We start from the raw sequence: 22,281 nt of genomic DNA, 5'->3' as shown, positions 1-22,281 counted from the left end.
GGCTTTTTTAGTTTATGAAAAAAAAGATAGCCATACAGGGAATTAGAGGATCCAATCATTATAAAGCACTGACTGAGCTTTTTAATGAAGCTGAGGTAGAAGCTCTGGAATGCAATACCTTTCAGGAACTAGTGAAAGCTGTAGTCACCGGGGAGTGTGAAAAGGCAGTCATGGCGATAGAAAACTCCATCGCCGGGAGTATTCTTCCCAACTACCGCCTCATTCTGGACCATCAGCTCCAGGTCACCGCAGAACATTACCTCAATATCAGTCACAACCTGGTGGCGCTTCCCGGTCAGGATTTAACCGATCTGGTTCAGGTGAAATCCCATCAGATGGCGCTGCACCAATGCAGTAACTTTTTCAGCAATCATCTTCATATCCATTTGATTGAAGATGTGGATACCGCCCTGCCTGCAAAAATTATTGCTGAACATCAGCTGAGGGGTGTTGGTGCTTTGGTACCGAAAGGCTCTGCAGAACTTTTTCAACTCACTACCCTTGCAGAAGATGTTCAGAACAATAGTTTAAACGAAACCCGGTTTGTGGTGGTAGAGAAGCAAGCCGGGACAAGCCTGGAGGCAGATAAAGCAACCATTCAGTTCGAAATGACTCATGAGTCCGGAAGCCTGGCCAAAGTCCTGAACACCATGGCCGCTCATGAATTGAACTTATCCAAAATTCAAAGCATTCCCATTCCCTATGATATGTGGAGGTATGCCTTTATTGTGGATCTCAGTTTTTCAAACCGACTTCAGTTTCAAAAGGCCTTTTCAGAAATTTCTAAAATCAGTATCAATCCGACCTGTATAGGTCAATACAAAAGTGGAAAATCATGATTTCAGTATCCAGCCGACTTCAGGAAACCAAAGAATACTACTTCAGTAAAAAACTAAGGGAAGTGGCTCAGCTCAAAAAGCAGGGTAAACCCATTATCAATCTCGGGATTGGAAGTCCGGACCTGGCTCCGCCTCAGGAAGTGGTGGAAGAATTGATAAAAGCAACCCAGGCTCCCGGGGCCTACCAATACCAGGCGTATAAGGGACTTGATGAACTTCGGGAAGCCATGTGCAATTTTTACCAGACGCATTACCAGATCAGGCTTGATCAGGATCAGGAAGTGCTGCCGCTGATGGGTTCCAAAGAAGGCATTGCCCTGATTTCGATGGCTTTTTTGAATGAAGGCGATGAGGTGTTGGTGCCCAATCCTGGGTATCCCACTTATCAGGCTGCGACCAAGCTCCTGAATGCGAAGCTGATTTCTTACGACCTGACACAAGAAAATTCATGGCATCCGGAGGTGAAGGCCCTTCAGAAACTGGATTTGTCCCGGGTCAAATTGATGTGGATCAACTATCCCAACATGCCCACCGGCGAAACGGCCGATAAGGAAAAACTCCAGGAATTGATCCGCTTTGCTAAAGCCAACTCCATTCTTTTGGTAAATGATAATCCTTACAGCATGGTGCTCACGGATGAGAAATTTTCCATTTTTCAAATGGAAGGCGCTCACGACGTTTGCTTGGAACTCAATTCACTGAGCAAGTCCTTCAATCTGGCAGGCTTTAGAGTCGGATTTTTGGCGGGTAATTCTGAATTTATTTCTGCGGTTTTAAAAGTGAAAAGCAATATGGACAGCGGCATGTTTTTTCCTATTCAGAAGGCTGCAGCCAAGGCATTAAACCTGGATTTAAGCTGGTTTGCCCGGCAGAATGCCATCTACAAAAACCGCCGAAGCCTCATTTGGGATATATGTGATTCTCTAGGCTTAGAGGTCAATAAAAATGCCGTAGGCCTGTTTGTCTGGGCAAAAATCAAGTCTTCTGGTTCTGCGGAAGAACTCGCCGATGAACTCTTGTATGACAAGGATATTTTTGTGACACCTGGAACTGTATTTGGGGATAACGGCGCCAATTACCTTCGGTTTTCGCTTTGCGTATCGGAAGAGAAGTTGGAATTGTGCAGGGAACGTCTCCTAAAACCCAAAGCTGTATGAAGGTAGCAAACATAGGTTTGGGATTGATCGGCGGTTCTTTTGCCCTGTCCTTAAAAAAGAATTTTCCTGAAATCAAACGCTATGGGATGGATAAAAATCCTGAGCATTTGAAGAAAGCTTTGGAATTGAATATCATAGGTGAAGCTCTGGAGGAAACCGATTTGCACGAAATGGATGTGGTCATAGTGAGTATTCCGGTGGATAAAGCAAATGCTGTGATTCAAGCCGTGCTGGATAAAGTACATCCCGGGGCGCTGGTAATGGATATGGGGTCTACAAAAGGAGAGCTTTGTTCTGCCATTGCCCAGCATCCCAGGCGAAATCAGTTTTTGGCAGCACATCCCATTGCAGGAACCGAATTTTCCGGTCCTGAAGCTGCATTCAGTTCCCTTTTTGAAAACAAAACCATGATTTTCTGTGATATGGAAGCTACACAGGCGGATCTTGTCGACCTGGCCAAAAGCCTGATCGCTCCCCTGGAAATGAGCCTTAAATATATGGGGTCCAAAGACCACGACAAGCATTTGGCTTACGTGTCCCACTTGTCCCATATCAGTTCTTTTATGCTGGGAAAAACGGTCTTACAGGTTGAACAGAGCGACAAAACCATTTTTGATCTGGCGGGAAGTGGATTTGCTTCCACAGTGAGGCTGGCTAAGTCCAACCCGGTGACCTGGACTGCGATTTTTAAAGAAAACCAAAATGAAGTCCTTCAGGCTTTGGAGGGGTATATAGAAAATTTAAAAGCCTTTCAAAGGCAATTAGAAACTCAGGATTATACACAGATACAACAGGAATTGGTCAATGCCAATGAACTTAAACCCATTCTAAACGGAATATTAAAAAAAGAAGAAAATGGAAATTAACAAGACACAAAGACACTGGCTGGAGGCATTCAATTTGGATCACCCTTTAGTCATCGCTGGTCCATGCAGCGCAGAAACTGAAGAGCAGGTCGTGAAAATCGCCCGCCAACTCAAAGACACCGACACCAGTGTGATGCGCGCAGGCATCTGGAAACCCAGAACGCGTCCGGGAAACTTCGAGGGTGTTGGGGCTATAGGTCTGGAGTGGCTGAAAACCGCCAAAAAGGAAACAGGCCTTAAGCTGGCCACGGAGGTCGCCAATAGAAATCACGTGGAACTGGCGCTTAAGGCAGATATTGATGTGCTCTGGATAGGTGCGAGAAGCACGGTGAGTCCTTTTATTGTTCAGGAGATCGCAGATGCTCTGGAAGGAACCGACAAAATCGTGCTGGTTAAAAACCCGGTAAACCCGGATTTAGCCTTGTGGCTTGGAGCGGTAGAGCGACTGCATGATGCCAACATTAAAAATCTGGGGGTGATTCACAGAGGCTTTTCGACTTACGAAAAGACCAAGTACAGGAACAATCCGGAATGGCAAATAGCGATTGATTTGCAATCTGAATTCCCGGATTTACCTATCATTTTGGATCCATCGCATATCGCCGGCCGTCGGGATATCATTTTTGATATTTGCCAGACAGGACTGGACCTGAACTTTGACGGAATTATGGTAGAAACCCATTTCGATCCCGATAATGCCTGGAGTGATGCCAAACAGCAAATTACCCCCAAGGCCTTAGACCAGATGACCATCGATTTGAAAATGAGAAAGGAGTTTACAGAGGCTACTGCTTTTCAAAACAAACTTCAGACCCTGAGAACCAAAATTGATGTGGTAGATCATCAGCTGATCGATCTGCTGGGCAAGCGAATGAAAATTGCAGATGATATCGGAAGGCTTAAAAAGAAAAACAACGTGGCTATTCTCCAGGCTAAGCGGTGGAATTTTATTTTAGACACGATGATTGAAGCCGGTTCAGAACATAATTTAAGTGAAGAATTTATCACCAAAATCCTAAAAGCAATCCACGAAGAATCGATCGGACATCAGCATAAGATCATAAGCGAATAATCCAGCACCCCGAGGCAAAGCCATCGGGGTTTCTGTTTACTCAGGGGTGCTTATTGGTATGAAGATGTATCGACTAGGGGCAGAGCCCTGCCATCTACAGGGAATGATTTTCCTATAGCTTTCAGATAGAATTCTAAGTCCCAGACCTAATATCCAGTCTAAGGTTCAGGAATTAAGCCTGCTGTCTGAAAATAAAAATTTAGCAGAGACAAATTCAGAAGAAATCCTCATTTACCTTTTGTTTTTTGCTAATTTTATACTCCAAAATTCTGCTTCATGTATATCATTTTCGACACCGAAACCACAGGCTTACCCAAGCGCTGGAATGCCCCAGTCACCGATACAGACAACTGGCCTAGAGCTATACAGATCGCCTGGCAGGTCCACGATGAGTGGGGGAATCTGGTGGAAGCCAAGGATTATCTCGTGCGTCCGGATGGTTTTGATATTCCTTATGACGCGGAACGGATTCATGGGATTTCCACCGCTTTGGCCCAGGAGCAGGGCGAGTCCCTGGATTTTGTGTTGGGAGAGTTCAACGAAGCGCTTCTCAAGTCAAAATTTGTAGTCGGACAGAATGTTGGCTTTGATGTGAATGTGATGGGAGCGGAGTTTCACAGAGCTCAGCTGGAGACGCCCATGAATAACATGCCGGTCCTGGATACCTGTACCGAAAAAACGGCAGCCTTATGCAAGATTCCCGGAGGCCGGGGCGGGAAATTTAAACTGCCAACGCTTACGGAACTGCACCGACATTTGTTCGGCGAGGCTTTTGGCGAAGCCCACAATGCAACCGCCGATGTGGAAGCGACTACCCGGTGTTTTTTGGAGCTGATCCGCATTGGAAATTATACCGAAAAAGAGCTCCAGGCGCAGCCCGGATACCTGCTTGAATTTAAAACCAGGCATCCGCAGCCTGTCGATAAGGTGGGGCTTAATCATATCAACCTAAAAAAAGCCTCAGCAAAACTCAAGCAAAAACTGGAGGTTAAATCCGAGGATTATAAACCGTCTAAAGCTGAGCTTGACGAAAACTTAGAGCAGCTCCAGGAATCGAGTTTTGTGCATTTGCATAACCATACTCAGTTTTCGGTACTTCAGTCGACCACGGCTGTTCCGGATTTGGTGGCCGCTGCAGCCAGGCACCATATGCCGGCGGTGGCGATTACAGATCATGCCAACATGATGGGGGCCTTTCACTTTGTGAATGCCGTCAAAAAACACAATATTTCGGTGGCTTCTGAAGATGCCGAAAGTACCTCTCAGCCTATCAAACCGATTATTGGCTGTGAGTTTTTTGTCTGTGAGGATCACCTGGATAAATCTCACAAAGACAATGGTTACCAGATGGTGATTTTAGCCAAAAACAAACAAGGCTACCACAACCTGGCTAAAATGTCATCCATCGGGTTTACCAAAGGCTTTTACTACGTTCCCCGCATCGATAAAAAAGTGATTGAAGCTTACAAAGACGACCTGATTGTGTTGTCGGGAAGCATGTATGGCGAAATAGCCAGCAAGCTCCTCAACATTGGAGAAAATCAGGCTGAAGAAGCCATGCTCTGGTGGAAGGAAACCTTTGGCGATGATTTTTATGTGGAGATCATGCGGCATCAGCAGGAAGATGAAGAGCGGGCCAACGAAGCCCTGATTCGCCTGGCCAAAAAGCACGATGTCAATCTGGTGGCGACCAACAATACCTACTATGCAGAGCAAAAAGATGCCAATGCCCACGATATTTTACTCTGTGTAAAAGACGGGGAAAAGCAGGCGACCCCTATTGGCAGAGGCCGGGGTTATCGTTACGGACTGCCCAACGATCAGTATTATTTCAAATCGGCGGAAGAGATGAAATCCCTGTTTAAAGATTTGCCTGAAGCCATTTCCAACACGGAGAAAATTGCAGAAAAGGTTGAAGCCTATGAGCTGGCCAGGGAAGTATTGCTGCCGGCTTTTGAAATTCCCGAACAGTTTCTGGACGATAAAGATAAAGCCGATGGCGGAAAACGCGGGGAAAACGCTTATCTGAAGCATATCACCTTTGAAGGCGCCAAAGCCCGTTATGGCGATCTCAGTGAAGACATTAAAGAACGACTGGAATTTGAATTATCGGTCATTGCCAACACGGGTTATCCGGGTTACTTCCTGATTGTGGAAGATTTTATTCGGGAAGCCCGAAAAATGGGGGTATCGGTAGGGCCGGGCCGAGGTTCGGCTGCCGGTAGTGCCGTAGCCTATTGTTTGAAAATCACCAATATCGATCCGATTAAGTACGACCTGCTTTTTGAGCGTTTCCTGAATCCGGAACGGGTGAGTATGCCTGATATCGATATCGATTTTGATGACGAGGGCCGAAGTAAAGTCATGGATTATGTAATCGATAAATATGGGGAGAATCAGGTGGCTCAAATCATCACTTACGGGACCATGGCGGCCAAGTCGGCCATTCGGGACACGGCGAGGGTCCTGGACCTGCCGCTTTACGAAGCCGACCGCATTGCCAAACTGATTCCCGATATGTCCAAGCTGAGCAAGATTTTCGGTCTGGACGAAAAGGAAATTCGGAAGAAATTCAGGGCTGAAGAAGTGGATAAAGTCCTGGAACTGATCAGCCTGTCGGAACAGGATTCTCCTGAGGCGGAGACGGTAAACCAGGCCAGGATTTTGGAAGGTTCGGTCCGGAATACGGGGATTCACGCCTGCGGAGTCATCATCACCCCGGACGATATCACCAAGTTTGTCCCGGTGTCCGTGGCCAAGGATTCCAACCTGTACGTCACCCAGTTTGACAACTCGGTGGTGGAAGATGCCGGTCTGCTGAAAATGGATTTCCTGGGTCTGAAGACCCTGACCCTGATTAAGGATACCGTCGAAATCGTGAAAGCGCGTCACGGACTCGAGTTGGATCCTGAAGCCTTTCCGCTGGATGATGAAAAAACCTACGAACTCTTCCAGCGCGGAGAAACCGTAGGTATTTTTCAATACGAATCTCCGGGGATGCAGAAGCATATGAAGGACTTAAAGCCTACGGTTTTTGAGGATTTGATCGCGATGAATGCGCTTTACAGACCCGGGCCGATGGAATATATCCCGAGTTTTATCAAGCGTAAACACGGGGACGAGGAGATTTCCTACGATTTACCGGAAATGAAGGAATACCTGGAGGAAACCTACGGCATTACGGTCTACCAGGAGCAGGTGATGCTGCTGTCGCAAAAGCTGGCCAGTTTTACCAAGGGTGAGGCGGATATCCTGCGTAAAGCCATGGGTAAAAAGCTGAAGGACGTTCTGGCCAAACTCAAACCCAAATTCATCAATCAGGCGAAAGACAATGGCCATGATGAAGAAAAGCTGGAGAAAATCTGGAAGGACTGGGAAGCCTTCGCCAGTTATGCCTTCAACAAGTCCCACTCCACCTGTTATGCCTTCATAGCCTACCAAACGGCCTATCTGAAAGCGCATTACCCGGCAGAATACATGGCCGCCGTGCTTTCCAATAACATGAGTGACATCAAAAAAGTCACCTTCTTTATGGAAGAATGCAAGCGTATGGACTTACCCGTTTTGGGGCCGGACGTGAATGAATCTTACTATAAATTTTCGGTGAATAAAGACAATGCCGTGCGTTTTGGAATGGGCGCCATCAAGGGCGTTGGCGGAGGGGCCGTCAATACCATTGTGGAGCATCGAAAAAAAGACGGGCATTACCTGTCGATTTTCGATCTGGCCAAGCGCATCGACCTGCGGGCAGCCAATAAAAAGGCTTTTGAAAGCCTGGCTTATGCGGGAGCGTTTGATAGCCTGGGCGAAGTGCATCGCGCCCAGTATTTCCAGGTGACCGAAGGAGAACTGACCTTTCTGGAAAAGGTGATTAAATATGCCGCGCGGTATCAGGAAAACAAAAACTCCGCTCAGGTGAGCCTGTTTGGCGAATCCAGCGAGGTGCAGATCCCGGAACCCGAAGTACCGCCCTGCGAAACCTGGCATACCATGCGAACCCTAAAGGCTGAAAAAGAAGTGGTGGGGCTGTTTTTGTCCGGTCATCCGCTGGATGATTTTAAGCTGGAAATCAAGTCCTTTTGCAATTCGAATCTTCGAAATATGGCTCATATCGAGGAGCACCTCAACAAGGAAATCAGTCTTGCGGGGGTGGTGACCGACGTGAACCACAGGGTGAGCAAAACCGGGAAAGGCTTTGCCACCTTCGTGCTCGAAGACTATAACGAAAGCCATGAATTCTGGATTTTCGGCGAGGAATATTTGAAATACAGACACTTTTTAATTCAGGATAATTTTGTGCATGTGAAGCTGAAAGCCACTCAGTTCATGAATAGAGAGACGGGTGAGCCCGGACGAACGCGTATCGGATTTCTGGGCTTTAAGCAGCTGCAGGATGTGCTGAAAGAAAACGCCAAGAAGCTGACGATCCAAATGGATGTGGCAGACCTGACCGAGTCCCAGGTCCTGGCCATGCAGGACTTATTGTCCAGCTATACCGGTGATCATATCCTGAATTTTATGGTCTATGAAATGAAGAATAAGATTAAAATCCACATGCCGAGTAAGTCCAGGAAAGTAAATATTTGTAATGAATTGATTTCGGAACTGGAGGAGAAAAAGATCAGCTTTAAACTGAATTAAGTGACTGAAATACAGCTAAATAATCAATTTTGTAAACGCTTATAAGGGCCGGGTCAAGTAAACTCACTGATGAGGTCGGGCCGAGCGGAGTCGATACTTTTTATCAGCCGGATAAATTGAAATCGACCTTCAATCCTGGTTTATCTTAAGCTTTGAAAAATGCCAGAGGAGGCACCGCCATCCTCTTATGGTCAAAAAAAAGATCCTCTAAGCTTCTTAAAATCGCTGCATAAATTTGATTATGAAAGCGATACGGCTTTAATTTTAGAAATAGATAGTGAGCTTCAGAGCGTTTTTTTATATATTTGATTAAATAATCTTTTATTATGAATAAACTATTACATCCCAGGTATTTAGGTTTTCTGCTTATCTTCCTTTTTGCTTCCCAGTCTAATTACGCACAAACTGAAGTTATCCACTGTTGGGATTTTAATGGAACCACCCCCTTTACTTCACCATTAAATACTGATAACAGAGTGGCTGGTGATGGTACGATCACTTATAATTTTGACATCTCAAATGTTGATAATTTTACTGGTTCTTCAACTAATGCTTGTAACGGAAGTGATGCAGGAAGAGCATTAGCCGTTGAAAGTAATACTGAAAATGGATCTCAGGTGTTTTTCAACTTTTCTTCAGTAGGATACCAAGATTTAACATTTTCTTTCTGGACACAAGGAACCTCTACTGGTTTTAATAATAATACCATAGAATATTCAACTGATGGAACTACATTTACTGCGTTTCCATTAGGCCCAACATACATTCCTGCAATTTCTGGCGACTTACAGACCTTTGATTTATCTTCGATTACAGGTATTAATAACCAAAGTAATCTCATTATAAGAATTACATTTGATGATGCTACAGGAGGAAATGGTAATAACCGAATTGATAACGTGAAGCTCGAAGGTACGTTTATCAATGATTCTAATTCTGAAGTGGCGGCATCAACTAGTCAAGTTGGCCAAACTACTATAGTGGCAGCAGATGTGACGACGCCAGGTCAATCTGAGCCCGTTTTAAACTTTGTTATAGAAGACGTTGGTGGTGACGGTTTATCGACTTTTGTTAACCAAATGCGTTTTGTGCCAGGAACAGGCAATACAGCCAACTGGTCGACGACGCTTCAGGACGTTATTATAAGGGATGGTTCAGGCGTTATCACTGGAACTTCGGTCATTACTGATACAGAAGTGGTATTCACTCCAGATGCTCCTGTTGAAATCCCAAACAATGGTACCTCCAGCTTTACGGCTGAAATTGTTTTGTTTGAAACAGGAATTATTGATCAGAGTGTTATTAGATTACAAATCAACGGAACAGATTCCGGATTTTCAGCCTTGCCGTCAGGATCGAAATTTAGTTCTTCTACTGGAGGTTTTACAGGAAATGAAATAACGATAAACGTAGAGGCTACTACTATTGTTTTCTCGCAGCAACCTTCAGATACAACAATAAACGATCCCATGCAGCCTGCTGTAAAGGTGAGCTTTGAAGATGTGAATGGAAATTTAGATACTGGTATTGGTATAACTTCTGTCGTAGATCTAACCTCAACTGGAACTTTAGATGCCACACTAAGTGAAAATGTATTAGATGGTGTGGCCACCTTTTTAAATGTAAATCATACTACTGTCGGGACATTTGAGCTCACAGCTTCCTCCAGTTCGTTCTCAGATATTACAAGTAATCAGTTTGACATTATTTCAAGGGATTTAACTTCAGAGGTGGTAGTTCCAGGAACTCAAACAACTGGAATAACCTTAGCGCCGGGAGATTCGGCTGAGGTTTTTAATTTCAATATTTCTGATTTAGGTAGCGGTGATGGTTTTTCAACAGAAGTGACTCAGATGCGTTTTGTAGCAGGAATAAATAATGATGCAGATTGGCCTGAAACTATAAATGAAGTCATCGTTAAATATAATGGAGGTGCAGCAATTCCAGGCACGTATTCTGCTTTCACTGATAATGAAGTTATTTTCACGCCAACTGATGCAGTAAGTATCCCTGATGGTACTTCTGTCAACTTTAGTGTAGACGTAGTTTTGAACACTACTGAAATTACTGATGAAAGTAGGATAGAATTTGCAGTAGAGGGCACAAATTCTGGCTTCCAGGCCGCCTCAACCGGCTCAGGCTTCAATACAAATTTTTCAACTGTAAATGGTAATATTTTTACAATTGAAGTGGTGGCCACAGCTATTATATTCCGTCAACAACCGACAGATGTGGGAGTGAACTCACTTATATCTCCAGCCGTTCAGGTGGCCTATATCGACGCGAACAATAATGTAGATAGTTCTAACACCGCTGATATAACCTTAACCTCTTCTGTTGGAAGTAGTCCAATCAACTCACCTGTGACAGTGGCCCCCGTTAACGGCATTGCTACCTTTTCCAATATCGGTTATACAGCTATAGGGACTGATATAACTTTAGAGGCCGAAACTCCAGATACAAGTCTTTCTCCATTTTCAATTACCAGTGACCCTTTCGATGTAGGTAGACCAGTTATTGCGGTTCAGGATTTTGATGGCACAATGCCTGAGTGGACTTACACGACAAGTATTCCAACGTTTGGCGATCCTAATAACTTTGGCAACGATTATTTTGATGTGATTGCTTTGATAGATGCATCACCTACTTTATCCTTCCCAAATTTTTCTGAAAATATTTTTGGTGAAAATGATTTAAATTCTCCAAATGGAACTTCTGGTTTTGCGTCCCTAGATTTCGAGACTATTGATGTTTCAGGCTATACGAATGTGCAGTTAAGTTTTGACTGGGAAGTGGTAGGTTATAATGTAAACGAAGACCAGATTGAATACGAAGTCTTTTTTGATGGTTCATTATCGCCTGATGGACGTGTAAACTTGTTTACAGGTGGTGACAATTTACCCAGTGATTCTGAAGGTTCCGGATCAGAGACTATCAGTATTCCCGCTGGAACAAAAGAAGTTTCATTCAGGTATTTTATCAGAAATGATGGAGTTGATGGTTTTTCAGGATTAGATAATGTAAAACTCACTGGAGATTCCAATGCCAGAGATACAGACATTATTGCAGTAGATCCCCAAATTGAGGGAGGAACCATTTTTGCCGATATCAATGATGGTATAAACAATGCCGTGGAAGTCTTTGGATTTGAAATTGTAGATTCTGGAAATTTTGATGCCTTACCAACCAATGTCACCAGACTTAGATTTGTTCCAGGAAGCGGAAATACAGCGGACTGGGCAGAGGTGATACAAGGAATTTCAATTTCAGAAGGTACTAATACCTTAAGCCAGGCAGATCAAACGGTAACAATTACTTCCGATGAAATTTTGGTGGATATTGCTGCAGGCTCTCCTAATATATTTGAGGTTCCAGATGGATCTCCAAAAAGTTATACAGTTAGTGTATTTTTAAATACATCAGGGATCACAGATCAAGAGGTTATACAGCTGGCCATTGCCGAGGGTAATCAAGATCAATTAGCCTCCAGCGATGGTTCTATTTTTTCTCAGGACATCACTGCTTTTGAAGGCAACGCTTTCAATATTGAAGTTATAGGAACACAACTCGAGTTTTTTGAACAACCTACAAATACAGCTTTAGGTGAAAGTATGGTTCCTTTTGTGAGAGTAAGAAATTTGGATACTAATGGAAACGTGGATTTAGATGAAGTTACGGTTTCAATTACTTCTACAGGAACCCTTGATGGCGATGGCACTACTGAGACTATTTCCAGGAGTATCAGTGCTTCCAATGGCTATGCCAATTTTAACACCCTACAGCATACGGCCATAGGGTTTGGCTTAAGGCTTACAGCAAGCTCTTCAGGTCTAACTAGTGCGACAAGTAATGCATTCGATATCACGTTTGAGACAAATTTGCTAATATCTGAGGTGACAGCGCCTACAGATCCAAATGAACGTTATGTGGAACTCTTCAATATGGGTGTCGAGCCTATAGATTTCTCAGCAGAAACCTATTATTTACATAATGCTACACCTGATGGAACATCCACAGTTAATAGCATACAACTTACAGGAACTTTAGAAGCAAAATCCTATTACATCGTTGGTTTTAGTAGTGATGGTTCTTTTACTGAAGATCTTATCGCTAGTAATGTTGTGACAGGAGATGGTAATGATGCTTACTACCTTTCAATCCAAAATACGCCAGAATCTTTAGTCGATATTCATGGTGAAATTGATGCAACTGGTATATCAGTTCCAGACTCTAGTTGGGATTATACAGATGGCCGCTTCTATAGAAACATTCCAACAGTCAGGAATTCCAATCAAGTTTTCGATCTTCTAGAATGGACAAAATCTAGTGCTGCAGCTACGCCTGGCGTAGGAGATAACGATTTTGTTTATACCGGAAACTGGACGACCTCTGGTTTAGGAAATCCAGAAGGTGGGTCTTTCTCAGGATCTAATTCTGATAAAAGTATATTTGTTGAAAGCGGGACGGCTACCTTATCAAATGCTAACACGATTTCAGATGTGGTGGTCAGAGCCGGAGCGACTTTGATTATCGAAGATCTTATTACTCTGGATGGAGACTTTGCTAATTTTGGTAAAGTCACGTTTAGAAGTACGGGTGGACCAGGTGCCAAAACAGGGGTTTTAGGTGAGTTTGATGCCTTAAACAGAAAGCTTGTTGGGGATAACTTTGAGATAGAACGTTTTATTCCAGCAGATAATAGGGCCTTTAGGTATCTGGCACCTTCGGTTACGACTACTTCATCCATAAATGCCAACTGGCAGGAAGGTGCCAATAATACCGAAGTAGGAGTAAATGAAAACCCAAACCCTGGATTCGGAACACATATTACGGGTTCCACAAATGGATTAAATGGTTTTGATGCCACCCTGACCGGTAATCCGTCTATGTTTCAATGGAGACCAAACCTAAGCACACCTGCCTGGCAGGCCATTCCTAATACCGATTCCAAAACATTTAATGCCGGAGAGGCTTATGCGATCTTGATTCGTGGAGACAGATCTACAACTTTACAATCCAATACGGCTGTTGGGCCAGAAACAACTTTAAGAACTACTGGTAGACTTAAAGTAGGGTCTTCTTCAGCACCTGAAGTGGCTGTGGCGACTTCACTTAATGGATTTTCTCTTATCGGGAATCCTTACCAGGCCAGAGTTAATCTAGAGACTTTGCTTGCCCCAGGCAATGCAACAGCAGTCAGTTCAACATATGTTTATATTTATGATCCCACTTTAGGAACAAGAGGAGGATATGCTACTGTAGAATTAAGTAGTGGTGCTACTTTTGAAACTGATCTTACAACACCATTATCATCTAATGTTACCAATATTTTAGAGCCTAATCAAGCCTTTTTTGTGGAGACCGTGGAATCTGGGTCGCCTATCGTGATATTTAGAGAGTCTTATAAAGCTTCACAAGTAGGGGGAAATGTGGCTTTTAGTCTTCCTGAAGAACAAACTAACTTATTTATAAATCTATTTTTTGACGATTTAGAGGCTAAAGCGGTGGATGGTGTAAAAGTGAAGTTCAGAGCCGGCGGTAATAATGCCAAAGACACCCTTGATGCAACCAAAGTTTGGAATTATGGAGAATCCTTTGCCATAGACCGAAATCCAAACTATATGTCTATTGAAAGCAGAGCTATGCCAACCACACAGGATAGTGTACCGCTTTATTTCGGGAATGCCACACGCAGTGCTTACCGTTTGGAAATCAAGCCGGAGAATTTTGCCGGAGCAGAAGTCTTCTTATACGACAGGTACCTGGAAACTTCAACCGAGTTGCCAAGTGATGTCACCACTTCTGTTTCCTTCGAACTTGATAATTCAATTCCGGAGTCTAAAGCGACCGATAGATTTGTGTTCAGGTTTGAAGAAAAGTCCTTAAGCGATGAGGATTTTGAATTGAATTCTACTATAGCAGTATATCCAAACCCTGTAATAGGCGAGCGGTTAAGCATTTCGCATCAGCAGGCTTTTAGCGGGAATGAGGTGAACTTACAGCTTTTTGACCTTCAGGGGCGATTAGTTCTGGATCAAAAGATTGATAATGCCCCTCAGGTGGAAGTGAATATAGGATCCGATTTATCTTCCGGGGTTTATATCCTCAAACTATCCGACGGTAAAGTAAGTCAGTCGGTTAAGCTGATAGTTGAATAAATATAGGTGAACTAGCAGACTGGTCAAGGGTCTGCTAGTTGCCATTTATTAAGCTATAATTTCTTAATAACAGGACTTAAAAAACTGTCAACAGAAAACTGTCAACTGAAAACTGTCAACAGAAAACTGTCAACAGAAAACTGTCAACTGAAAACTGTCAACTGAAAACTCCTACTTACACTTCGTATTATAATACCGGATCATATCTGTGGTGGTGACAATGCCCACTAGCTTATCCTTTTCCAGTACGGGAAGCGCATGAAAGTTTTGGTGGATAAACAGTTCAGCTGCAACTTCTATGGCATCGCTGGCTTCCACATAGGAGACTTGCTTGGACATGACCTGTTCCAGGGTAAACATATCGTAAACCGTGGTCTCTATGGTGTCGCCGTCATCGTTGGCAGAATCGGCGAAGGAGATGCGTAACAAGTCGTTATAACTTAGCATCCCCACAATTTTATGGCCACTAACTACCGGTAAGTGACGTATGTTATTGCTCTTGAACAAAGATTCTGCCTTGGTCAGTGAATCTTCGAGATTGAGTTTGATGAGGTTGCGGGTCATCAGTTTGTGAATGGCTGTTTTTTTCATGGCTTCTGGATTTAATTCTGCTATAAAGATGCATTTTATTCGACTTTTTTCCACTGACCAAAATCAGGATTCAGTAAATTTTACCGGTTAACAGTTTAGAGTTTTCAGTTCATCGGATAGTATAACAGTCTAATAATTATGAGTCAAATGTGTGTGTAATCGCGTAATGGAATAATAGTATAACCGGTAAGGGAAAAGAACTTACAATTGATAATTGAAAATAATCCATTTTGTTATTGTTTTACAATAACAAATGCTATGTTTGTTATTGTAAAGCAATAATTACCGATTATAATGAAAACTATTTTACAGAGCCTTTATCTTGGAGTACAGTTCCTGCGTCTGGTCTTAAGTGCCTGTATCGTTACTCCGCTTGTTTTATTTATCACCGGGGCAGAACGGATAAGGGAGTCAAATCTTGAATCTGTACTTTTCTTTCTTCCTGTTTATATATTCTGGGTATTTGCTTTTATAGCCTTAAATCGCATCGTACCTGTGATAAAGCGTTGTAAACAGGGCGATTACTTCGCCAAATCCAATGCGTTATCCGTACGATTTCTGGCTTATGTTCTTATTATTTATGCGATAGGCATTCCTGTTCTGAAATTTATGTTGAAAGCCTTTGAGCAAAACAGACTTGAACTCAGTTTTGTGTTTGACTTAGAATATGCCTTTGTAAGTCATCTGGCTTTAGGCTTGATTTTACTTTTACTAGCCAAAATTATCGATCGCGGCAGGGAACTGGAAATCGATCATAAACTCACTATTTAAATTCTATTCCAATGCTTAAAAAATCCAGCTTCAAACTCATTTTTGATATCTTGTTCTTCATAGTTGTCATGAATGCTATAGCAACACTTATTATGTTATTGATCAATGGCTTTGACATAAGTCGGTCTAATTCCATTTACGAACCTGAAAATGAATTTTCAACCTCGCTTTATATTGGAGCCATCAATGAAATTATTTTCTCAGTTGCCTTTGTATTTGTCGCCTACCACTTGAGAAAAACAGCCAGGCTGTTTATGGTGAATGCTGAGTTCAAGTCGTTTAATCTTGCCAAACATCTTAAGCGTAGCGGTCAGTTTCTGGTCGTGATAGGGGTCTGTCTGATGATTAAAAAAATATTTTTAACCTATCATTTTGAGGTGACGCACCATTTTTTCCAAAGCAATTCAGTTATTTACCTGCTTTTAGTAGTCGTTGGACTTAGTTTTATACGACTGAGCAAAATGCTTCAGCTATCCATTGAGGCGAAACAGGAACACGACTTAACTATATAAAGATGCCCATTAAAATTAATTTGGATCAGGTGCTGGAAGAGCGGGGCATGCAGTCCGTAGATCTGGCGAATGCTATTGGGATCACCAAAGCTAATTTGTCTATTCTGAAAACAGGCAAAGCCAAAGCCATTCGATTTTCTACCCTGGAACGTATCTGCGAGGTGCTGGAATGTCAGCCCGGAGACCTGATTGGTTATGAAGCTGAGGATTGAATAACTAGTTCTTCGAAATGAATACCTCAATTTGATTTTTAATAAAGCACGACTTTGCCTTAGACCGAGTCACATATTTTTATCATAGTCACTAACAGGAAGATTTCGCCAATGGCGAAAGCGTCACGCTTGTGAATAAGGTGTTTGCCATAATTGCGTGTTTTATATCTCGTACCTAGAGGCACGTTGTATTTCTTGATTATTTTTAGCTACCCGTATCCTGTCCCTGACGGGACTTTTTTTAAAAATCCCAATCACCACCAGGAAGAATTGCCGATGGCGTAAAGGAAGTAGTTGAAAACTTTGTTCTGCTCGACGAGTTTTTTTCGGATTTTCCGGAAGAATTTTAGCATTAGTTTTATGTTGTTTTGTCCCGTTAGGGACTTTATCCTGGTAGCATTTTATAATGTAAATATGTTTTTTGTGCAACTCCAGCGCGAGCGTCGCGCTCGTGAATAAGGTGTTTGCCATAATTTGGTGTTTATATCTCGTACCTAAAGGCACGTTGTATTTCTTGATTATTTTTAGCTACCCGTATCCTGTCCCTGACGGGACGGTTTTTAAAAATCCCAACCCCCAACAGAAAGATTTCGCTGATGGCGTAAAGAAAATAGTTTTTGGCTTTATGCTGTTCGATGAGTTTTTTTTGCGGAGGTTGCGGAAGAATTTCAGCATTAGTTTTATGTTGTTTTGTCCCGTTAGGGACGTTATCCCGGTAGCATTTTATAGTGTAAATATGTTTTTTGTGCCTTTGGGTACAACATATATTACAGTACAGATTTTAAAATATAGCGTTCATCAAATTCAATATTGAATTCTTTCAACAATTGTAAATATTCCTCTTGAAAGGTTTTGGAGGTATGATGGAGCTCTTGGTTTTTGATGTAATTGATCACTTTAGGCAATTCCGATTTGGAATATGAAAATGCACCAAAACCAGACTGCCACGAAAATTTACCAGTCACAAGTTTTTTGTTATTTATCCATTTTGATGAATCTTGTTTCACTTGCTTCATTAAATCGGAAAGCGATTGCGTAGGGCGCATCCCAAAGAGAATGTGAATATGATCTGGCATTCCGTTTATCTGCAATACCTTATGCTTGTGGTTTTGGATAATGCCTGTGATATATTTGTATAATTCATCCCTCCATTCATTTTTAATGAGGCCTTGTCTGTCCTGCACCGCAAAAATACTTTGGATATGTATTTGTGTATAGGTGTTTGCCATAATTGGGTGTTTATATCTCGTACCTAAAGGCAGGTTGTGTTTCTTGATTATTTTTAGCTACACATTTCCTGTCCCTGACGGGACTGTTTTTAAAAATCCCAATCACCGACAGAAAAATCTAGCACTGATTTTCAGGAGGTTAATGTTGAAAATAGCTCTTCAAAATACAATGGATACTGACAGGGTTTTCATTTAATTCTGGAGAATAAAGGAAACATATCAGAACAGATTAGTAAATGATGTTATTCAGAATATTATCCAGGTATTTTTCTTTTTTACAAATCAGGTTATCTGCCATGTAGACTTTGAAAATGTCATTCCTTAGTTCTATAAGTTCGATGGCCCCATAACGGTGAAATCTGATGGCGCTTTCAATTTTTTTCAAACGCTTTTTCTTTTTATCCTCTTTGAATTCATCATAGATCTTCTCAAAAAGTTCATGAGGACTCTTTAACTGTATCACCTCGATTTCCTCAGGAGATATCTCATCATCTGCCTTGGCACATGCAAGCAGGATGTAGATTTTCAGCTCTTCTTTTGTCCAGTTTTTGTGATTGTTTTTCATGATTCAAAATATTTGATGTTATAATTTAGCAATGTATAGGCTCTTCATCACAGGGTTTTTTCGCATCCTCTTCTAAATCTCCAACCTAAAAGGTCTTAAAACTGAAAATAAATAAACTGTTCACTATTGCCCTGACAGATCACAATCAAAAATAGCATGATCGCCCACACTATCCCTAAAGTGACAGGAGACATGCTTAAGGAAACTTCTCTGAGCGAGGTCCTGCGCATCAGCCAGTGTGAAATGAACAATAAAATGATCAAAACAAAGACTTTAAGCACATCAAAGGTTTCTATGATTTTTTCGCCTTCCTCATTCATAAAGAGCATGGAGGACAACATGTTCTTGGCCACGGAAAACTCTCTTGCTCTAAAAAACACCCAGGTAAAATTGACCAGGATATAGGTAAACAAGGCCAGGAGAATCCCATTGAAAGCCGTGAGTTTAATTTGAATTTTAGACCGCAGTATACGCTCTATAATCAGGTACAGGCCATGTAAGCCACCCCAGACCACAAAGGTCCAGGCTGCGCCGTGCCATAAACCGCCCAGCAGCATCGTAATCATCAGGGCGGCGTACATTCTCACGATACCATGGCGGTTGCCGCCTAAAGGAATGTATAGATAATCCCTGAGCCAGGTGGATAAGGTGATGTGCCAGCGCCTCCAGAAGTCTGAAAACCCGACAGAGGCATAAGGATACCTGAAGTTGTCCGGTAGAATAATCCCCAGCATCAGTGCAATCCCTATGGCACAGGTAGAATAGCCAGCAAAGTCAAAAAATATCTGACCGGAAAAGGCCAGGGTTCCGGTCCAGGCATCGAGCGAGTTTAAAATCTTTTGAGAACCGAAGACCTGGTCTGAAGTGCCGGCCAGTAAGGTGTCGGCCAGAACAATTTTCTGAAACAGTCCGATAGTCAGTAAAAACGTACCCCATAAAAACTGCCTTACGTTCGCCTTCTTTTCTTCATAAAACTGGGTGATCAAACCCTGAGCTCTTACAATCGGTCCGGCTACGAGCTGGGGGAAAAAGGTCACGTATAAGGCAAAATCAAGGAAGCTTCGGGCGGGGTTTATTTTTTTGTTGTAGATGTCGATGGTATAAGACATGGTTTGAAACGTGTAGAACGAAATCCCCATAGGTAAAATAATATCCATAGGTTGAGCTTCGTACCCATAACCATACGTATGGGCTACGCTGGTAAAGCTATCTAAAAGAAAATCACGGTATTTAAAGAAAGCCAGGAAACCGAGATTGACTGCCAAACTGAGGAGCAGCCACAATTTGCGTTTACGCGGATGGCTTTCTACAGCCAGTTTATTACCAGCGGTCCAGTCGACCAGGGTTGAAATCCACAGGAGTAAAACCAAAGGCGGGTTCCAAAAGCCATAAAACACATAACTGGCCAGCAGCAGCATTCTTTTCTTGTTGGTCCAGTGAAATAGCTTGGAATAGTATAAGGCCAGAACAATCACCAAAAACACGATAAAACTCAATGAATTAAACAGCATGACTAGTTGGTTTTAAGGTTAGTGATGAGCCCGTCTTTTAAAAGAATCCGGACAAAATTTTCTGTAAATGCGTCAGCATCGGAAGCCGATAAATGCGACCATTCTATGGTTTCGAAAGCATTTAAGCCTTCATGGTCCTCATAATGATAGGCCGGAACCCGGGCCTCAGCCACTAACCGGTCCCAAAATTCCTTACGTGGCATGGCTAGGCTTTCCAAGTCTTTAAAAAATCCATGAGAAGGATTTCTCAACAAAATAACCTGGCCGCCTCTGGCCTGGAATTTCTTCAGGTCGCTTAAGAAATAATCCATCGTTCCTTTTTTATCGGGTGGTGGTGGTTTAGGTTCTGAGGTGAGCATGCTTTTCCAGACCGCTTTAATGGAATTGGCAAAAGCTGTATCGGAAACCATTCTTTCTTTCATGCGCACATTTCTATGGATATCTATATCCTGAAATCTTCTAAATGGGGGCTCTTTTGGTTTACCAATTCGATCTGGTAGCTCTATGGTGTTCAAAATAGCTTTAAGGTTGATGTCATCAAACCAGCTCTCATCATCATTGCTGATAAAAGCAAAGTTGTTCTGAAGCGGTATGGACAGGATATAATTCAAGCGCTGGGCATAAGTCCGGTTATTATAAAATTCTGAACGGGATGAAGCTCGTGTCCACGGTGGTGCCTGCTCAACTGTTGTTGAAAAAAATAAAGGCGGCGTTACACCAACAAGCACAGTCCCTTTAAAATCTGTGTTTTCAACAATATCATGAAAGGTCGGCAATGGCGTGCTGCCTGCATTCGCCAGTTGTATGGGTTTAACTCCGGTTAATTCTTCCCATACATCCACCTGAATATTGAATAATACCCGTGAAGACCCAATAAGTACAACATCACTTTTGGTGGCTTCATCCACTTTAGCTCGAGTTCTGGCCCACAAATATTTGTCATCGTCCAGATCTGGAAAATAACCCTGAGATCGCCAGTAGAGTTCCCAGGCTGTAATGCTTAATACACCGAGTATTAAAGCAATGGTAAAGGATTGTTTTAGATTCATGTTGGTTTGTGTTTTTTAGGCTTAAAAACTCCCATTATCTACATCCTTGACAAAGCTGATAATGCCATCAAAATAGGTGTCCGGATCATCAAACTGAGACGCGTGACTTCCGTTGGTAATCACACTTCTGCCGTTTTGAACTTCGGTAGCCATCCATTCCATGTACTCTGGATCCATGGTGTCGTGTTTTGCACCTAGCATAAGGGTTGGGGTTTTAATTTCCTTTAAGCGATCAGAGACATCCCAGTCGCTCAAAGTGGCTTCTTCTATGATGCCAAATTCACTTGGACCTTGCATGTAAACGTAAATTTCAGGATTGAGATGTTCAAACAACAGCTGTATGGATTTTGGCCATTTTTCTAAAGGCAAACGGAGAATGTGTTCGGTGTAAAAATGAGTCATCAGAAGCTCTTCGTATCTCGGATTGGCGTAATCTTTATCCGCTTCAATGTGTTGAATTTCTTTCAGGATTTCCTGTGGTAATTGCGGGCCCAGAACTTCCTGGGCGTATTTATTGTATTCCGGTACGCTCGCCACCATATTAGAAATGATGAGACCCTTTAAATTATCCTGATATTTCAAAGCATATTCCAAAGCCAAAATGCCACCCCAGGACTGACCCAGGAGATAGAAATTATCCTTATGTAAACCCAGAGCCTGTCGCACCTGCTCCACTTCCTCCACAAAACGTTCGGTGGTCCAGAGTGACGGATCATTGGGCTTGTCGCTATAGTAAGAATCGAGCTGATCGTAATAGATATATTCAATTTCTTCGTCAGGCAGGTAGCCCTCGAAGTTCCCAAATTGTTCATGTGTTCCGCCAGGACCACCATGCAGGAGCAAAACCCGCATTTTAGGGTTATTCCCCATGCGCTTGGTGTACACCTTAAAAGTGCCTTTCGGGGTTTCTATCGGAATCATCCTGACGCCACCTGTCCATTGGTCATCGCTGCCGGAATAGTCGAAATAACTGGATGCTGTGACGTTTTCTTCGATTTCTGTTTCAGCTGACTGTGAGTTTTTATCAGCGCAGCTTAAGGCTAAGAAGCAAAGGCTGATGAAACATAATACTTGAGTTTTCATAACTTAATTTTTAAGGGTTATTATT

16 protein-coding genes are annotated in these 22,281 nt (G+C 42.7%); 9 read left to right on the top strand and 7 right to left on the bottom strand.

Annotated features, from left to right (window positions below):
• Window positions 1–14 precede the first annotated feature (14 nt).
• The 6 genes from BLP81_RS08155 (at window position 15) to BLP81_RS08130 (ending at window position 14,733) form a co-directional block, all read left to right on the top strand.
• Window positions 15–839, top strand: coding sequence for a prephenate dehydratase (locus BLP81_RS08155; protein WP_093367965.1), 825 nt, complete (start codon window positions 15–17; stop codon window positions 837–839).
• Window positions 836–1,996, top strand: a complete 1,161-nt coding sequence (locus BLP81_RS08150) for a pyridoxal phosphate-dependent aminotransferase (protein WP_093367964.1) — start codon at window positions 836–838, stop codon at window positions 1,994–1,996. Before BLP81_RS08155 ends, BLP81_RS08150 begins: the two co-directional genes overlap by 4 nt.
• Window positions 1,993–2,862: a prephenate dehydrogenase gene (locus tag BLP81_RS08145; RefSeq protein WP_093367963.1), complete on the top strand. Its 870-nt coding sequence runs from the start codon at window positions 1,993–1,995 to the stop codon at window positions 2,860–2,862. Before BLP81_RS08150 ends, BLP81_RS08145 begins: the two co-directional genes overlap by 4 nt.
• On the top strand, window positions 2,852–3,934 hold the full coding sequence (locus BLP81_RS08140; RefSeq protein ID WP_093367962.1) for a bifunctional 3-deoxy-7-phosphoheptulonate synthase/chorismate mutase type II: 1,083 nt from the start codon (window positions 2,852–2,854) through the stop codon (window positions 3,932–3,934). Before BLP81_RS08145 ends, BLP81_RS08140 begins: the two co-directional genes overlap by 11 nt.
• Before the next feature lie 276 nt (window positions 3,935–4,210).
• A complete protein-coding gene (gene dnaE, locus BLP81_RS08135; protein WP_093367961.1) occupies window positions 4,211–8,575 on the top strand; it encodes a DNA polymerase III subunit alpha in 4,365 nt (1,454 codons plus the stop codon).
• Between the two features lie 326 nt (window positions 8,576–8,901).
• Window positions 8,902–14,733 carry a beta strand repeat-containing protein gene (locus tag BLP81_RS08130; protein ID WP_093367960.1) on the top strand — a complete coding sequence of 1,944 codons (5,832 nt, stop codon included), beginning with the start codon at window positions 8,902–8,904 and terminating at the stop codon, window positions 14,731–14,733.
• Between the two features lie 171 nt (window positions 14,734–14,904).
• Here BLP81_RS08130 and BLP81_RS08125 read toward each other — a convergent pair whose 3' ends face one another.
• Window positions 14,905–15,324, bottom strand: a complete 420-nt coding sequence (locus BLP81_RS08125; protein WP_093368074.1) for a CBS domain-containing protein — start codon at window positions 15,322–15,324, stop codon at window positions 14,905–14,907.
• A 294-nt stretch (window positions 15,325–15,618) separates the two neighbouring features.
• On the opposite strand from BLP81_RS08125, the gene BLP81_RS08120 reads away from it, so the two are divergent.
• From BLP81_RS08120 to BLP81_RS08110, 3 genes are read left to right on the top strand one after another with little or no spacing between them, the layout of a single operon-like run.
• Window positions 15,619–16,095 (top strand): DUF2975 domain-containing protein, encoded by a 477-nt coding sequence (locus tag BLP81_RS08120; protein ID WP_093367959.1) that lies wholly within the window; start codon window positions 15,619–15,621, stop codon window positions 16,093–16,095.
• An 11-nt stretch (window positions 16,096–16,106) separates the two neighbouring features.
• Window positions 16,107–16,607, top strand: coding sequence for a DUF2975 domain-containing protein (locus BLP81_RS08115; RefSeq protein ID WP_093367958.1), 501 nt, complete (start codon window positions 16,107–16,109; stop codon window positions 16,605–16,607).
• 2 nt (window positions 16,608–16,609) lie between these two features.
• Window positions 16,610–16,819, top strand: coding sequence for a helix-turn-helix domain-containing protein (locus BLP81_RS08110; RefSeq protein WP_093367957.1), 210 nt, complete (start codon window positions 16,610–16,612; stop codon window positions 16,817–16,819).
• Window positions 16,820–16,981: 162 nt separating this feature from the next.
• Here the strand turns inward: BLP81_RS08110 and BLP81_RS08105 are convergent, their stop codons facing one another.
• The 6 genes from BLP81_RS08105 to BLP81_RS08080 form a co-directional block, all read right to left on the bottom strand.
• Entirely contained in the window at window positions 16,982–17,290 is a 309-nt protein-coding gene (locus BLP81_RS08105; protein WP_093367956.1) for a hypothetical protein, read from the bottom strand.
• 296 nt (window positions 17,291–17,586) lie between these two features.
• The gene (gene tnpA, locus BLP81_RS08100) at window positions 17,587–18,048 is read right to left on the bottom strand and encodes an IS200/IS605 family transposase (protein ID WP_093367955.1); all 462 of its coding nucleotides are present in this window, start codon (window positions 18,046–18,048) and stop codon (window positions 17,587–17,589) included.
• Window positions 18,049–18,277: 229 nt separating this feature from the next.
• Window positions 18,278–18,613, bottom strand: coding sequence for a hypothetical protein (locus BLP81_RS08095; RefSeq protein WP_093367954.1), 336 nt, complete (start codon window positions 18,611–18,613; stop codon window positions 18,278–18,280).
• Between the two features lie 95 nt (window positions 18,614–18,708).
• Entirely contained in the window at window positions 18,709–20,124 is a 1,416-nt protein-coding gene (locus BLP81_RS08090) for an MBOAT family O-acyltransferase (protein WP_093367953.1), read from the bottom strand.
• Between the two features lie 2 nt (window positions 20,125–20,126).
• A complete protein-coding gene (locus BLP81_RS08085; protein ID WP_093367952.1) occupies window positions 20,127–21,173 on the bottom strand; it encodes a hypothetical protein in 1,047 nt (348 codons plus the stop codon).
• A 21-nt stretch (window positions 21,174–21,194) separates the two neighbouring features.
• The gene (locus BLP81_RS08080) at window positions 21,195–22,256 is read right to left on the bottom strand and encodes a proline iminopeptidase-family hydrolase (RefSeq protein WP_093367951.1); all 1,062 of its coding nucleotides are present in this window, start codon (window positions 22,254–22,256) and stop codon (window positions 21,195–21,197) included.
• Window positions 22,257–22,281: the final 25 nt, after the last annotated feature.

Source organism: Psychroflexus sediminis, assembly GCF_900099815.1.
Lineage (GTDB): Bacteria > Bacteroidota > Bacteroidia > Flavobacteriales > Flavobacteriaceae > Psychroflexus > Psychroflexus sediminis.
This window is presented reverse-complemented; position numbering and strand designations above follow the sequence as displayed.

Excerpts from the sequence above, each read along its gene's own strand:
- BLP81_RS08155 (WP_093367965.1), top strand. The coding sequence starts at position 15 with ATGAAAAAAAAGATAGCCATACAGGGAATTAGAGGATCCAATCATTAT.
- BLP81_RS08150 (WP_093367964.1), top strand. The coding sequence starts at position 836 with ATGATTTCAGTATCCAGCCGACTTCAGGAAACCAAAGAATACTACTTC.
- BLP81_RS08145 (WP_093367963.1), top strand. The coding sequence starts at position 1,993 with ATGAAGGTAGCAAACATAGGTTTGGGATTGATCGGCGGTTCTTTTGCC.
- BLP81_RS08140 (WP_093367962.1), top strand. The coding sequence starts at position 2,852 with ATGGAAATTAACAAGACACAAAGACACTGGCTGGAGGCATTCAATTTG.
- dnaE (WP_093367961.1), top strand. The coding sequence starts at position 4,211 with ATGTATATCATTTTCGACACCGAAACCACAGGCTTACCCAAGCGCTGG.
- BLP81_RS08130 (WP_093367960.1), top strand. The coding sequence starts at position 8,902 with ATGAATAAACTATTACATCCCAGGTATTTAGGTTTTCTGCTTATCTTC.
- BLP81_RS08125 (WP_093368074.1), bottom strand. The coding sequence starts at position 15,324 with ATGAAAAAAACAGCCATTCACAAACTGATGACCCGCAACCTCATCAAA.
- BLP81_RS08120 (WP_093367959.1), top strand. The coding sequence starts at position 15,619 with ATGAAAACTATTTTACAGAGCCTTTATCTTGGAGTACAGTTCCTGCGT.
- BLP81_RS08115 (WP_093367958.1), top strand. The coding sequence starts at position 16,107 with ATGCTTAAAAAATCCAGCTTCAAACTCATTTTTGATATCTTGTTCTTC.
- BLP81_RS08110 (WP_093367957.1), top strand. The coding sequence starts at position 16,610 with ATGCCCATTAAAATTAATTTGGATCAGGTGCTGGAAGAGCGGGGCATG.
- BLP81_RS08105 (WP_093367956.1), bottom strand. The coding sequence starts at position 17,290 with ATGGCAAACACCTTATTCACGAGCGCGACGCTCGCGCTGGAGTTGCAC.
- tnpA (WP_093367955.1), bottom strand. The coding sequence starts at position 18,048 with ATGGCAAACACCTATACACAAATACATATCCAAAGTATTTTTGCGGTG.
- BLP81_RS08095 (WP_093367954.1), bottom strand. The coding sequence starts at position 18,613 with ATGAAAAACAATCACAAAAACTGGACAAAAGAAGAGCTGAAAATCTAC.
- BLP81_RS08090 (WP_093367953.1), bottom strand. The coding sequence starts at position 20,124 with ATGCTGTTTAATTCATTGAGTTTTATCGTGTTTTTGGTGATTGTTCTG.
- BLP81_RS08085 (WP_093367952.1), bottom strand. The coding sequence starts at position 21,173 with ATGAATCTAAAACAATCCTTTACCATTGCTTTAATACTCGGTGTATTA.
- BLP81_RS08080 (WP_093367951.1), bottom strand. The coding sequence starts at position 22,256 with ATGAAAACTCAAGTATTATGTTTCATCAGCCTTTGCTTCTTAGCCTTA.